General features: G+C 60.4%; 15 protein-coding genes. 7 read left to right on the forward strand and 8 right to left on the reverse strand.

Annotated features, from left to right (window positions below; genetic code table 11):
• Positions 1-43: 43 nt before the first annotated feature.
• Positions 44-1,390, forward strand: a complete 1,347-nt coding sequence (locus tag HX790_RS02325) for a class II 3-deoxy-7-phosphoheptulonate synthase (RefSeq protein WP_017136160.1) — start codon at positions 44-46, stop codon at positions 1,388-1,390.
• Positions 1,391-1,561: 171 nt separating this feature from the next.
• Here HX790_RS02325 and HX790_RS02330 read toward each other — a convergent pair whose 3' ends face one another.
• Entirely contained in the window at positions 1,562-2,779 is a 1,218-nt protein-coding gene (locus HX790_RS02330) for a winged helix-turn-helix domain-containing protein (protein ID WP_176991187.1), read from the reverse strand.
• 45 nt (positions 2,780-2,824) lie between these two features.
• A complete protein-coding gene (locus tag HX790_RS02335) occupies positions 2,825-3,031 on the reverse strand; it encodes a DUF1127 domain-containing protein (RefSeq protein ID WP_026013616.1) in 207 nt (68 codons plus the stop codon).
• Positions 3,032-3,101: 70 nt separating this feature from the next.
• Here HX790_RS02335 and HX790_RS02340 point away from each other — a divergent pair, with 70 nt between their 5' ends.
• Positions 3,102-3,983, forward strand: coding sequence for a LysR family transcriptional regulator (locus HX790_RS02340; RefSeq protein WP_169985693.1), 882 nt, complete (start codon positions 3,102-3,104; stop codon positions 3,981-3,983).
• Here HX790_RS02340 and HX790_RS02345 read toward each other — a convergent pair.
• Positions 3,973-4,722: a sulfite exporter TauE/SafE family protein gene (locus tag HX790_RS02345; RefSeq protein WP_065929730.1), complete on the reverse strand. Its 750-nt coding sequence runs from the start codon at positions 4,720-4,722 to the stop codon at positions 3,973-3,975. The two genes, HX790_RS02340 and HX790_RS02345, sit on opposite strands and share 11 nt — an antisense overlap.
• Before the next feature lie 108 nt (positions 4,723-4,830).
• Here HX790_RS02345 and HX790_RS02350 point away from each other — a divergent pair, with 108 nt between their 5' ends.
• The 3 genes from HX790_RS02350 (at position 4,831) to HX790_RS02360 (ending at position 6,921) form a co-directional block, all read left to right on the forward strand.
• Positions 4,831-5,781, forward strand: coding sequence for a LysR family transcriptional regulator (locus tag HX790_RS02350; protein WP_017136155.1), 951 nt, complete (start codon positions 4,831-4,833; stop codon positions 5,779-5,781).
• A 79-nt stretch (positions 5,782-5,860) separates the two neighbouring features.
• Positions 5,861-6,313, forward strand: coding sequence for a MarR family winged helix-turn-helix transcriptional regulator (locus tag HX790_RS02355; RefSeq protein ID WP_017136154.1), 453 nt, complete (start codon positions 5,861-5,863; stop codon positions 6,311-6,313).
• Positions 6,314-6,501: 188 nt separating this feature from the next.
• Positions 6,502-6,921 (forward strand): organic hydroperoxide resistance protein, encoded by a 420-nt coding sequence (locus HX790_RS02360; RefSeq protein WP_076017342.1) that lies wholly within the window; start codon positions 6,502-6,504, stop codon positions 6,919-6,921.
• Between the two features lie 67 nt (positions 6,922-6,988).
• Here HX790_RS02360 and HX790_RS02365 read toward each other — a convergent pair whose 3' ends face one another.
• Together HX790_RS02365 and earP are read right to left on the reverse strand one after the other, a co-directional pair.
• Positions 6,989-7,561: an elongation factor P gene (locus HX790_RS02365; protein ID WP_017136152.1), complete on the reverse strand. Its 573-nt coding sequence runs from the start codon at positions 7,559-7,561 to the stop codon at positions 6,989-6,991.
• A 49-nt stretch (positions 7,562-7,610) separates the two neighbouring features.
• Entirely contained in the window at positions 7,611-8,744 is a 1,134-nt protein-coding gene (gene earP / locus HX790_RS02370; protein ID WP_176991188.1) for an elongation factor P maturation arginine rhamnosyltransferase EarP, read from the reverse strand.
• Between the two features lie 132 nt (positions 8,745-8,876).
• Here earP and HX790_RS02375 point away from each other — a divergent pair, with 132 nt between their 5' ends.
• Positions 8,877-9,257, forward strand: coding sequence for a hypothetical protein (locus tag HX790_RS02375; RefSeq protein WP_026013615.1), 381 nt, complete (start codon positions 8,877-8,879; stop codon positions 9,255-9,257).
• A 12-nt stretch (positions 9,258-9,269) separates the two neighbouring features.
• Positions 9,270-9,752 carry a GreA/GreB family elongation factor gene (locus tag HX790_RS02380; protein ID WP_069788694.1) on the forward strand — a complete coding sequence of 161 codons (483 nt, stop codon included), beginning with the start codon at positions 9,270-9,272 and terminating at the stop codon, positions 9,750-9,752.
• Between the two features lie 135 nt (positions 9,753-9,887).
• On the opposite strand, the gene cysB is transcribed toward HX790_RS02380, so the two are convergent.
• From cysB to HX790_RS02395, 3 genes are all read right to left on the reverse strand, one after another.
• Entirely contained in the window at positions 9,888-10,862 is a 975-nt protein-coding gene (gene cysB, locus HX790_RS02385) for an HTH-type transcriptional regulator CysB (protein ID WP_003189876.1), read from the reverse strand.
• 103 nt (positions 10,863-10,965) lie between these two features.
• A complete protein-coding gene (locus HX790_RS02390; protein ID WP_017136149.1) occupies positions 10,966-11,466 on the reverse strand; it encodes a universal stress protein in 501 nt (166 codons plus the stop codon).
• Between the two features lie 48 nt (positions 11,467-11,514).
• Positions 11,515-12,432, reverse strand: coding sequence for a 5'-nucleotidase (locus HX790_RS02395; protein WP_017136148.1), 918 nt, complete (start codon positions 12,430-12,432; stop codon positions 11,515-11,517).
• Positions 12,433-12,438: the final 6 nt, after the last annotated feature.

Genomic DNA, 12,438 nt, shown 5'->3' on the forward strand with positions numbered 1-12,438 from the left:
CTAACATTGGCGCCCGACCGTCAATCAACCTATCGAGTTCATGATGAGCCAACCCTGGAGCCCCGACAGCTGGCGCGCCCTGCCGATCCAGCAACAACCCCAGTACCCGGACGCTGCGCACTTGCTGCAGGTGGAGCAAAGCCTGGCCAGCTACCCGCCACTGGTGTTTGCCGGGGAAGCCCGCGAATTGCGCCGTCAGTTTGCCGAAGTGACCCAGGGCCGCGCCTTCCTGTTGCAAGGTGGTGACTGCGCCGAAAGCTTTGCCGAGTTTTCTGCTGCAAAAATCCGCGACACCTTCAAGGTGCTGCTGCAGATGGCGATTGTGATGACCTTCGCCGCCGGTTGCCCGGTGGTCAAAGTCGGACGCATGGCCGGCCAGTTTGCCAAGCCTCGCTCGGCCAACGATGAAACCATCGACGGCGTCACCCTGCCCGCCTACCGGGGCGATATCGTCAACGGTATCGGCTTCGACGAAAAGAGCCGCGTGCCAGACCCGGACCGCCTGCTGCAGTCTTACCACCAGTCCACTGCCACCCTGAATTTGCTGCGCGCGTTTGCCCAGGGCGGGTTTGCCGACCTGCACCAGGTGCACAAGTGGAACCTGGACTTTATCGCCAACTCCGCGCTGGCCGAAAAATACAGCCAACTGGCCGATCGCATCGACGAAACCCTCGCGTTCATGCGCGCCTGCGGTATGGACAGCTCGCCGCAATTGCGCGAAACCAGCTTCTTCACCGCCCACGAAGCGCTGCTGCTGAACTATGAACAGGCCTTCGTGCGCCGCGACAGCCTGACCAACGACTACTACGACTGCTCGGCCCATATGCTTTGGATCGGCGACCGCACCCGTCAGCTGGACGGTGCCCACGTCGAGTTCCTGCGCGGGGTCAACAACCCGATCGGGGTCAAGGTCGGCCCAAGCATGAAGCCTGAGGACCTGATCCGCCTGATCGACATCCTCAACCCGGACAACGACCCAGGCCGCCTCAACCTGATTGCGCGCATGGGCGCCGGCAAGGTCGGCGACCACCTGCCCAACCTGATTCGTGCGGTACAGCGCGAGGGCAAGCAGGTGCTGTGGAGTTCGGACCCGATGCACGGCAACACCATCAAGGCCAGCAGCGGCTACAAGACCCGCGACTTTGCGCAGATTCTTGGCGAGGTGAAGGAGTTCTTCCAGGTCCACCAGGCCGAGGGCAGCTATGCCGGCGGGATCCATATCGAGATGACCGGGCAGAACGTCACCGAATGCATTGGCGGCGCGCGGCCGATTACCGAAGATGGCTTGTCTGACCGTTATCACACGCATTGCGACCCACGGATGAATGCCGATCAGTCGCTGGAATTGGCGTTTCTGATTGCCGAAACCTTAAAGCAAGTCAAACGCTGACTCATGGGTTTGATGGGCTTGTTGTGGCGAGCGGGCTTGCCCCGCGTTGGGTGGCGAAGCCACCCTGAAACCAGCCAGCCCGTTCTTCCAGATATACCGAGGTGTTTGTAATGGGGCTGCTTCGCAGCCCAACGCGGGGCAAGCCCGCTCGCCACAAAAGCCCTCGACAACTCATATTTGCAACATCGCCACCCGAAGCCGCGCCGCACTCGGCCGCTGGCAGTTGAGCTGCACCTGCTCCAACCCAAGCCAGCCCGCCATCTGCCGCAGATTCAGGGCCAACGCCTGCATCCCTTCCTCATCCAGCCCCGGTTCTTCCTCGTGCACCGCGTGCACTGCCAGGCGCCCATTGGCGCGTTCGGCGCGCAGGTCAACCCGCGCGGCAATCCGCTCATTGTGCAAAAACGGCAGCACGTAGTAGCCATACACCCGTTTGTGTTGCGGGGTGTAGATCTCCAGCCGGTAACGAAAATCGAACAGACGCTCGGTGCGGCTGCGCTCCCAGATCAATGAATCGAACGGCGAGAGCAAGGCGCTTGCGGGCACTTTGCGTGGCACTTTGGGTTCAGGCAGGCAGTAAGCCGCCTGCTTCCAGCCCTGCACCTGGCACACCTGCAACTGCCCATCCTCGACCAACTCGGCCAGGCGGCCACGGCTGTCGGCGGGGTCCAGGCGGAAATAGTCGCGCAGGTCTTTTTCGGTGGCGACGCCCAATGCAGTCGCGCTGTGCAGCAGCAAACCGCGCTGAGCTTCGGCTTCGCTCACAGACGCTTGAAGAATATCGGCGGGAATGACCCGTTCCGGCAAATCATAGAGCCGCTCAAAACCGCGCCGCCCCGCGACGGTGACCAAACCGGCGGCGAACAGCCATTCCAGCGCGTGTTTTTCCTCACTCCAATCCCACCAGGGGCCGGCACGCTCCTCGCGGGTCGACAAGCTGCCCGCGCCCAATGCGCCTTGCTGCTCGACGGTGTGCAGCACGCGCTGAATGGTGGCCTGCTGCTCACGCCCAAAGCGCGCCATCTGCGAATAGATGCCCTGCCCCAACTTTGCCCGCTCCATGCGCCAGCGCATCAACGGGTACAGCGCCATGGGCAGCAAGGAGGCCTCATGGCCCCAATACTCAAACAACGAGCGGCGCCGGCCCTGGCTCCAGGCAGCGTGTTCAAGGATCAACGGGGAGTAATGGCCCAGGCGCGAAAACAGCGGCAGGTAATGGGAACGCACCACGGCGTTGACCGAATCGATCTGCAATACACCCAACCGCTCAATCAAACGGTTGAGGTGCGCAGCCTTGATCAATGCTGGCGCCTGGCGCCCGGAAAATCCCTGGGCCACCAGCGCCATGCGGCGTGCTTGCTTGAGGGAAAACGACAGGTCGACGGGCATGGGTCTCTCCGTGTGAGCTCGCCGACCACCCTACTGCATCCTGGCTTATTTTCGCAGCGGGTCTTGCCAGAAATGCAGATGACGCTCCTGCTCGACATCGCTGCGGTTAAGCCCAATATCCTTAAGCGCTTCATCGCTCAAGCTTGCCAGGGCATGGCGCTCCTCATGCAGCGCCTGCCAGCGGGCAATGCTGCGAAGCAGCACGGAAAACGGGCGCTTGCCCAGCAACACAAAACCTTTCTGACCTTTCATCTTCTCGCCCTCCAGTGGGGATGGCGCAAGTGTGTGCCTAGCCTTATGATCAATCCAACGAATGTTTCTTATGCAATACATCTCTGAGATTGATCAATTGTCCAGCTACCCAAGCATTGACACCGACGTACTGCGCACCTTCGTCGCCATCGCCGACCAGGGCGGCTTTACCCGCGCCGGCGAGTTGGTCAACCGCACGCAATCGGCGGTGAGCATGCAGATGAAGCGGCTGGAAGAAGACGTGCTGCAACGCAAGTTGTTCGAGCGCGATGGCCGCCAAGTAAGGCTCACGCCGGAAGGCGAGGTATTACTGGGTTATGCACGGCGCATCCTGAAACTGCACAGTGAAGTGTTCAACACCCTGCGCGAACCGCATATGGTGGGATTGGTGCGCATCGGCACGCCGGATGACTACGTGATGCGCTTTCTGCCGGGCATTCTCAAACAGTTTTCCAAGGCCTACCCACTGATCCAGATCGAGATGCACTGCGAGTCGTCATCGGTGTTGATGCAGCGCAGAGACTTGGCGCTGACCGTCATCAGCCGTGAACCCGGTAAGGAAATCGGCGAGTTGTTGCGCACCGAGCGCATGGTGTGGGCGGCCGCGCCGTGCTTCTGCGTGGACGAGCACGAGGCACTGCCCCTGGCCGGTTCCGGTACTGACTGCCTTTACTACCAGTGGACCCGCGCAGCGCTGGATGCGGCCGGGCGTGATTATCGCATGGCCTACCACAGCTCTAATGTGGCAGCGATCCAGGCGGTGGTTAACGCGGGCCTGGCCGTGATGGTGTGCATGGAAAGCCTGGTGACCGACGACTTGCGAATCCTGAGCAGCGACGACGGCTTCCCGCCACTGCCCTCGATGAACCTGCACTTGTTACGCAACCCGGCAATGACCTCGCCGATCACCGAATGCCTGGCGCAATACATCGTCGAAGGCTTCAGACTTTAAAGGTCAACATCACCGCACACACCGCCAGGAAAGCGCAGAACAGCCCGCGCAACACACGCTCCGGCAACGCATGGGCGACTTTCACGCCCCAACTGATGCTCAGCAGGCCACCCACCGCCAGCGGCACGCCGATCATCCAGTCCACTTCATGGTGCCAGGCGTAGGTGACCAGCGTCACACTGGTACTGGGCAATGCCAGGGCCAGCGACAAGCCTTGCGCAACCACTTGGGTGGTGCCGAACAGGCTGGTCAGTACCGGCGTGGCAACCACCGCGCCGCCCACGCCGAACAAGCCGCCCATGGAACCGGACGCAGCACCCAGCACGCCGAGCCATGGCCAGGAATAACGCATTTGCGCAGTCGGCGGTGCGTTGCGGGTGAACAGGCGCAGCAGGTTGTACGCCGCCAGCGTCAGCAAGAACGCGATGAAGCCGATGCGCATGGCCCCGGCGTCCAGGCCCACCGCCCAGATCGAACCCAGCCAGGCAAAGCTGAAGCCCATGACCCCCAGCGGCAGCGCGTGACGCAATTCAATCCGGTTGCGTTGATGGTAACGCCACAACGCCAGCATCACGTTGGGCACGACCATCACCAAGGCCGTGCCTTGGGCAATCTGTTGATCCAGGCCGAACAACACGCCCAGTACCGGAATTGCGATCAGCCCGCCACCAATGCCAAACAACCCGCCGACCGTACCGAGCGCCGCGCCCAATACCAGATACATCGCCAAATCCATCACCGCTCACCACTCCAGAAGCCCAGGCCTTGCATGCTACGCAGTCGGCTATAGCGTGGAAACGCACAGCAACGCACAATGGCTGTGCCAATCTCGCATAAGCGCACACCCATGAACCCCAACACTCTGACCGAGCAACTGAGCCTGTTTCTGGATGTATTGGAGACCGGCAGTTTTTCCGCCGCCGCGCGCCGCCACCCACTGACACCCTCGGCGGTAGCGCGGCGCATCGACAGCCTGGAAAGCTCGGTGGGCAGCCGCCTGTTCCAGCGCAGCACCCACGCGGTGCTGCCCACGCCGGCGGGCCTGGCCTTCGCCGAGCGGGCGCGGCGGATCGTCAGCGAATTGCAGCTGGCCCGTGCCGAAGCCGTGTCCTTGAGCCATGCGCCGGAAGGCTTGATCCGGGTGGACGCCCCGGCCGCCTTTGGTCGACGGCACTTGGCGCCGGTAATTGCCGACTTTTTGAATGTGTACCCTGGGCTCGATGTGCACCTGCACTTGATCGACAGCTTTGTCGATATGCAGGGCGCGCACCTGGGCAAAGTCGATTTGGTGCTGCGCGCCGGGCATATCGTTGACACTCGCCTGGTGGCCACGCCCCTGGCGAGCATTGTGCGCATCGCCTGTGCCAGCCCGGCATACCTCAAAAGCCATGGCACGCCCAGCCACCCACGCGAGCTGAGCGAGCACGATGGCCTGGACTGGGACGGCCTGGCGCCGATGTTCGCGTGGCGCTTCGAACTGGATGGGCGCCGCACCCTCTACCGGCCGCGGCGTATCCGCATGAGCGCCAACAACGCCGAAGCCCTACTGTCTGGCGCCCTTGCCGGGCTGGGTATCGCCCACCTGCCCACGTGGCTGGCCAGCGAATACCTGGTGCGCGGCGAGTTGCTGCCGCTGTTTTGCGAAAAAGGCCTGCCCAGCCCGGAAACCGCTGGCATCTACGCGTTGCGCCTGGAACAGCAACCGAATGCGCGCAGCCGTTTGCTGCTGGAATACCTCAAATCGCGTTTCAGCCCTGTGCCGCCATGGGATCTGGCGCTGCAAAGCGGCCTGGTCTGACCGCTGCGCCAGAATTATCTGGCGCATTAAAGGTTTGCCCGCTAGATTCCTGGGCATACACGCTTTTTAAGGCAGCACCATGAGTAAAAATCCCAACCCGTGCGAAAACCTGATGCTGGACAACCAGCTGTGTTTCGCCCTGCACTCCACCTCGTTGCTGATGACCAAAGTCTACAAGCCGCTGCTACAAGCCCTCGGCCTGACCTACCCGCAGTACTTGGCCATGATGGTGCTGTGGGAAGAGGATGGCTTGACCGTCGGCGAAATCAGCCACCGCTTGCTCACCGATCCGGGCTCCCTCACGCCATTGCTCAAACGCCTGGAAGCCGAAGGCCTGCTCAGCCGCACCCGCAAGCGTGAAGATGAGCGGGTGGTGGTGGTGGAACTGACCGAAGCGGGACGTGCCTTGCAGGAAAAGGCAATGGGGATTCCGCAGTGCATTCTGGGGGCGAGCGGTATGCAGCTTGAGCAGTTGCGCAAGCTACAGGCGGATCTGATTGCGTTGCGTAGTAATTTGCAGGGTGCTGTCTGACGCGATTTTCCAAACACTAAAAATCTGAATGTGGGAGCGGGCAAGCCCGCTCCCACATTTTGGGATTTTTGTACTCAACAAAACATTTTTTATATTTATCTTGCGCGCTAAATATTAGCGCTATATATTCGCCTTACCAACTACTTAGCGCGCAAACATTTAGCGCTAAACCACAAGAGGACGACACCATGCAAACGCTCTATACCGCAGTAGCCACCGCCACCGGCGGCCGTGATGGTCGCGCTGTTTCCAGCGACAACATCCTCGACGTCAAACTCTCCACCCCAAAAGAATTGGGCGGCGCTGGCGGCCAGGCCACCAACCCCGAGCAACTGTTCGCCGCCGGCTATTCGGCCTGCTTTATCGGCGCGCTGAAATTCGTCGCCAGCCAGACAAAACGCAAAATCCCGGATGACGCCTCGATCACCGCCCACGTCGGCATCGGCCAAATCCCCGGCGGTTTCGGCCTGGACATCGACCTGCACGTCAGCCTGCCGGGCCTGGCACAAGACGAGGCGCAAAGCCTGGTCGACGCCGCGCACCAGGTCTGCCCGTACTCCAACGCCACCCGTGGCAACGTCGATGTGCGCCTGCACGTGACGGTCTGATTTACACACGCGCACAAAAAAGCCCGACGCCAGGTCGGGCTTTTTTTGTCGTACGGTTGGGCCAGAATTACTTCTTGGCGCGACCTTTGTACGAACCACCTTCACGGGTGTCGATTTCGATCATGTCGTCGATTTCGATGAAATCAGCAACTTGCAGCTCGGTACCGTTAGCCAGTTTGGCAGGCTTCATCACCTTGCCCGAAGTGTCGCCGCGAGCGGAACCTTCGGTGTAGGCAACTTTACGCACGATGGTGGTCGGCAGCTCTACGGAAACCAGACGGTCTTCGAAGAAGATCGCTTCGCAGACGTCTTCCATGCCTTCTTCCACGAACGGCAGAACGGCTTCGATATCTTCAGCGTTCAGCTCGTACATGGTGTAGTCGGTGGTGTCCATGAACGTGTAGGTGTCGCCGCTGATGAAGGACAGGGTCGCTTCTTTGCGGTCGAGGATCACGTCGTCCAGTTTGTCATCGGCGCTGTAGACGATCTCGGTCTTGTAACCGGTCAGCAGGTTCTTCAGCTTGGTCTTCATGATTGCGCTGTTACGACCAGACTTGGTGAACTCAGCTTTCTGAACCAGCCAAGGGTCGTTTTCGAGACGGATCACTGTACCGGGTTTCAGTTCTTTACCAGTTTTCATTGCATATATCCGAAATTTGGATGGGATTTACAAAATTCAAGGTGGCGTATCATATCCAACTTTCATAAAACTGTACCAGCGCCGTCGCAAGATCGGCCTGCAAGCCTTGTTCCAGACACCAGGTTTGCGCGTGCAGGTGTACCTCCGGCCAGTGTTCCATGAGCATTTTCCACGCTTGTGCCATATCGCCATCAGCGTTCCAGGCTTGCCACAGGGTCACCACAGCGACCTTGGCGGCGGGCGACAACGCGGCGGTGTACAGCGCCAGAAAGGCGTCGAGCTTGTCCAGGTGGATGTCTTCGTCCTGGCGATAGATGTGCCACAGCAACGGCCGCCCTGCCCATTGGGCACGCACGAACGAGTCTTCGCCGCGCACGGCGTTGAAGTCGCAGCACCACAGCAGGCGGTCATATTGTTCCTGGCGCACGAACGGCAGCACCTGCACGGTCAGCGCCTCGCGTTGATGCACATCGCCCACCGCCAGCGCCTCGACACCGAGCCAGCGCTGCACGTCGCCGAGGATGCGGCCTTCCGGCACCAACAGATGAGTGGCATGCCCATCCGTCGCCAACACGTCCAGCCAGCTGGCGAGCCCGGCATTTTCATAGGCAAACAACGACATCAGCCGCGCACCGGCTGCCGGAACGACGCCTATCGACTGCAGGAATTGTTGTCGCGCTGCGCCGTCATGCTGAAATGCCTGACGCTGCTCCAACAACCCGCCTTCACGCAAAAGCCCGCCCGTGCCCGGACGAAACCCCGGAAAGAAGAAGTACTTTTGCACGCCCTTGAACTTCACCGACGGCAGACGGTGGCAACCCACCACCCAGTCTTCGGCGCTGAGGTAATCCAGATTCATCCACAACGGCGTGCGTTCGCGCGCGGCCATGGACTCCATATAATCGGGCGGCAACTGGCAAGCGAAGGCGGCGATCACAACGTCGGCGGGTAGCGTCTGCGGCCAGTCGGCCGCCCAGTGACGCACTTCAACGCCTTCCTGCCATTGCTGATCGCGCTGCACCTCGATTTCGGGGCACATGCGTTCGAAGGCGCGCAGGTCGTCGACCCATAAGCGCACTTCGCACGCATGCTCAACCACCAACTGCCGGGCCAGGCGCCAGGTCACGCCGATGTCGCCGTAGTTGTCGACGACGCTGCAAAAAATATCCCAGCGGGCTTTCATTCCGGGCTCCAACATTCAAAGGCTCGATTGTCCGCATAAATGCGCCGATGCAGAAGGCTTGATCGCGATTATTCTGCACAGTGGCTGTGCGACAATCGCCGCCACGCCGTCAATGCCTGCCAGGAGGCCAACATGTCTGAACGTCCGTTGTCGCTGTTCAAGCTCAGTGCTGCCGTGGCCTTTGGCCTGTGGCTGGGGTTTATCGCCATTGTGCTGACCGCCTGGCTGGTCTCGCGCTACCTGTTCCCGCAAAGCCTCGCACCCGTGGCTCAAGCGGTTCAACAAGCCGTTCAACAGATGGGCAAACCGGCCGCCGTGGCGCCGGAGCCGCCGAACCGTATGTTCGAGCAATACACCGAGAACCTGCGCAAGCAGGAACAACAACAAACCCTGGACCAGGCGCGCAACAATGCGCGCAACCTGTCTAACCCCAAATGCCAGTTCTGGCTGCAACAAGACCAGAACGCGCCCAATGAAAAGAGCAAGGCGAATGTCCTGCAATTTTGCGAATGACCCAGCACACTCATGAATAAACATGCCGTTCACCAGTTGATCCTGGAAAAACTCAGCGTCGACCTCGACATCGCTCAGCGTGCCGCACAGACCGCCTACGAAACCGCGACCCACGAAGAAAACATCGCGGAGAACAAGTACGACACCTTGGGGCTGGAAGCTTCCTACCTCGCGGCCGGGCAAGCCAAACGCGTCGAAGAGATCAAGCAAGCGCTGGCGTTGTGCCAGAACCTGCAACTACGCGCCTACGATGATCAACGCGGGATTGAGGTCGGCACGCTACTAGGCCTGGAGGACGAGAACAGCCGCCAGCAGTGGCTGTTCCTGGCGCCGGATGCGGCAGGCTTGAAAGTCGATGTGGTGGGCCAGCCGGTGACCGTCATCACCCCGCGCTCGCCCCTGGGCAAAAGCCTGCTGGGCAAGTTCGAGGGTGATGAGGTGGAGATTCTGGTGGCGGGCGCCCGGCAACACTTCACGGTTACCGAGGCCAAGTAAACCACTCTAAGCACAGGGGCTTACCGTGGCGAGGGAGCTTGCTCCCGCTCGGGTGCGCAGCGCCCGCAAGCTTTTTGGGGCCGCTACGCAGCCCAGCGGGAGCAAGCTCCCTCGCCACACCTGCAATAATCAATATCAGTGGACGGGCAATTCAACGCCGTCAAACAGCTCTTCCAGTTCCTGCTTGTTATGGCACTGGATCGCCTTGGCCATGACTTCACGGGTCAGGTGCGGTGCAAACTTCTCGATGAAGTCGCACATGAAACCACGCAGGAAGGTGCCACGGCGGAAGCCGATCTTGGTCACGCTGGACTCGAACAATTCGCTGGCGTCGAGCACGACCAGGTCTTTATCGAGGTTGGTGTCGACCGCCATTTTGGCGACGATACCCACACCCAGGCCCAGGCGCACGTAGGTCTTGATCACGTCGGCGTCAGCGGCGGTGAACACCACTTTCGGCGTGAGGCCGCGATGGCTGAAGGCTTCATCGAGCTTGGAGCGGCCGGTAAAGCCGAACACATAAGTGACGATCGGGTATTCAGCCAGGGCTTCGAGGGTCAGCTTCGGCAGCTTGGCCAACGGGTGGCCCTGGGGCACGACCACGCAACGGTTCCAGCGGTAGCACGGCATCATCACCAGGTCGCCGAACAGCTCAAGGGCTTCGGTGGCGATGGCAAAATCGACGGTGCCGTCAGCGGCCATCTCGGCGATCTGCATCGGCGAACCCTGGTGCATGTGCAGGGCCACATCGGGGTATTGCTTGATGAAATCGCGGATCACCGGCGGCAAGGCATAACGCGCCTGGGTGTGGGTGGTGGCGATCGACAGGGTGCCTTTCTTCTCGTTGGAGAATTCCTGGGCGATCTGCTTGATGCTTTCGACTTTGCGCAGGATCTCGCCGGCGGTGGTGATAATGCGCTCACCGGCCGGGGTCACACGGGTCAGGTGTTTGCCGCTGCGCGCGAATACTTCGACGCCCAGCTCGTCTTCGAGCAGGCGGATCTGCTTGCTGATACCGGGTTGCGAGGTGTAAAGGCTTTGAGCGGTAGCGGAAACGTTGAGGTCGTGGTGCGCCACTTCCCAGATGTAGCGCAGTTGTTGAAGCTTCATATATGTCCCTCAAAGCGGATAGACGCCACGGGTATCAGCGACGGTATATAACTATATTAAAGGTCAGACAGATAAATCTAGAACTTTTTATCGTTTTTACCCATCACGTGTCATCAGTGCGTCGACGCTGCAGCGACGGCACCATGTAAACCGGCACTGTGGCCAGTTGCAGTACCCGCGCCGCCGTGCGCCCAAGCGGTGTGGCGGTCGCGGTTGTGTGGCTATGACTACCTACGATCAACAGGTCAACGGAAAGTTTACGCAGTTGGTCGAGAATCACCTCGCACGGGTCCCCCTGGATCACGCGCACCGAGCGAATCAACTGCAGGTCTTGCTCGCCCTCCCCCAACTCCTCGCGAAAACTGTCGAGCACCCGTTGCTCAATGGTCGCCATCACCGTGTTCAGGCCCTGGCTCTGCCATTCACTCAGGGCCTTCTCATCAAGGTAGCTTTGCAACACCGATTCGGCGAACAACCCGATCGGCTCGACCACATGAATCACATACAAATCCGCCTTGAACGTCCGGGCCAGCGCCAGCGCATGTTGCATGACATACGGCGCATACAGACCGAGGTCCGTGGCATACAACATCGAACGAATCATAGAACCTCCTGGACTGCCAGGATGGCGGGGATTGATTGAGCTTAGCAGCTAGCTCTCGGTCTGGATTTTCAACTCATTGCTGATGCCATGGGGCACATGCCCGGTGGTTACCACCTCCCTGGCTTTCTCACAATGACCGGCCTGGTCGTCGAAAAACACATCGGCGGCGAACGCCTCCAAAAACGCGGATTTCTCCAGGCCGCCAAGGAACAGTGACTCATCCAGGCGGATGTCCCATTCGCGCAAGGTGCGAATCACCCGCTCATGGGACGGCGCCGAACGCGCGGTGACCAGGGCGGTGCGGATCGGGCAGGCGTCGTCCGCGAACTCGCGCTGCAACAGGTTGAGCGCCGCCAGGAAGCCCTTGAACGGACCGCCGTGCAAAGGCTCGCGTGCCGACTCGCGCTCGCTGGCATGAAACGCCTCTATCCCACCGACCTGATACACGCGCTCCGACTCATCGGAAAACAGCACCGCATCGCCGTCGAATGCAATGCGCAGTTCTTCACTCGATGCCCGGCGCGCGCCGCCGGACAGAATCGTCGCCGCAGCGAAACCAGCATCCAGGGCGCTGCGCACATCTTCAGCATGGGTCGACAAAAACAAATGGCAACCAAACGCGGCCAAATAAGGATATGGACTACGCCCTCCTACGAAAGCGGCGCGGGAAATATCCAGGCCGTAATGCTGGATCGAATTGAACACGCGCAAACCGGTGTCGGCGCTGTTGCGTGACACCAGCACCACTTCGACGCGGGCACGCCCGAGGCTGGCGTTAAGGCTAAGGAGCTTTTTGACCAGCGGGAAGGCGTCGCCGGGTTCGAGGGTTTCTTCCTCGTGTTCGATCTGGTATTTGCGATACGCCTCCACCCCTTCGTTCAGGTAGATCTTGTGGCTGTCGCTCAGGTCGAACAGTGCCCGCGACGAAATCGCCAGCACCAGTTTGTCGCCCAATCCTTTCGCCATAGTGTT

It is taken from the genome of Pseudomonas sp. IPO3747 (assembly GCF_013385245.1).
GTDB lineage: Bacteria > Pseudomonadota > Gammaproteobacteria > Pseudomonadales > Pseudomonadaceae > Aquipseudomonas > Aquipseudomonas edaphica.

Bases quoted from the DNA above. Each gene is read 5' to 3' on its own strand.
- HX790_RS02325 (WP_017136160.1), top strand. From the start codon at position 44: ATGAGCCAACCCTGGAGCCCCGACAGCTGGCGCGCCCTGCCGATCCAG.
- HX790_RS02330 (WP_176991187.1), bottom strand. From the start codon at position 2,779: ATGCCCGTCGACCTGTCGTTTTCCCTCAAGCAAGCACGCCGCATGGCG.
- HX790_RS02335 (WP_026013616.1), bottom strand. From the start codon at position 3,031: ATGAAAGGTCAGAAAGGTTTTGTGTTGCTGGGCAAGCGCCCGTTTTCC.
- HX790_RS02340 (WP_169985693.1), top strand. From the start codon at position 3,102: ATGCAATACATCTCTGAGATTGATCAATTGTCCAGCTACCCAAGCATT.
- HX790_RS02350 (WP_017136155.1), top strand. From the start codon at position 4,831: ATGAACCCCAACACTCTGACCGAGCAACTGAGCCTGTTTCTGGATGTA.
- HX790_RS02355 (WP_017136154.1), top strand. From the start codon at position 5,861: ATGAGTAAAAATCCCAACCCGTGCGAAAACCTGATGCTGGACAACCAG.
- HX790_RS02360 (WP_076017342.1), top strand. From the start codon at position 6,502: ATGCAAACGCTCTATACCGCAGTAGCCACCGCCACCGGCGGCCGTGAT.
- HX790_RS02365 (WP_017136152.1), bottom strand. From the start codon at position 7,561: ATGAAAACTGGTAAAGAACTGAAACCCGGTACAGTGATCCGTCTCGAA.
- earP (WP_176991188.1), bottom strand. From the start codon at position 8,744: ATGAAAGCCCGCTGGGATATTTTTTGCAGCGTCGTCGACAACTACGGC.
- HX790_RS02375 (WP_026013615.1), top strand. From the start codon at position 8,877: ATGTCTGAACGTCCGTTGTCGCTGTTCAAGCTCAGTGCTGCCGTGGCC.
- HX790_RS02380 (WP_069788694.1), top strand. From the start codon at position 9,270: ATGAATAAACATGCCGTTCACCAGTTGATCCTGGAAAAACTCAGCGTC.
- cysB (WP_003189876.1), bottom strand. From the start codon at position 10,862: ATGAAGCTTCAACAACTGCGCTACATCTGGGAAGTGGCGCACCACGAC.
- HX790_RS02390 (WP_017136149.1), bottom strand. From the start codon at position 11,466: ATGATTCGTTCGATGTTGTATGCCACGGACCTCGGTCTGTATGCGCCG.
- HX790_RS02395 (WP_017136148.1), bottom strand. From the start codon at position 12,432: ATGGCGAAAGGATTGGGCGACAAACTGGTGCTGGCGATTTCGTCGCGG.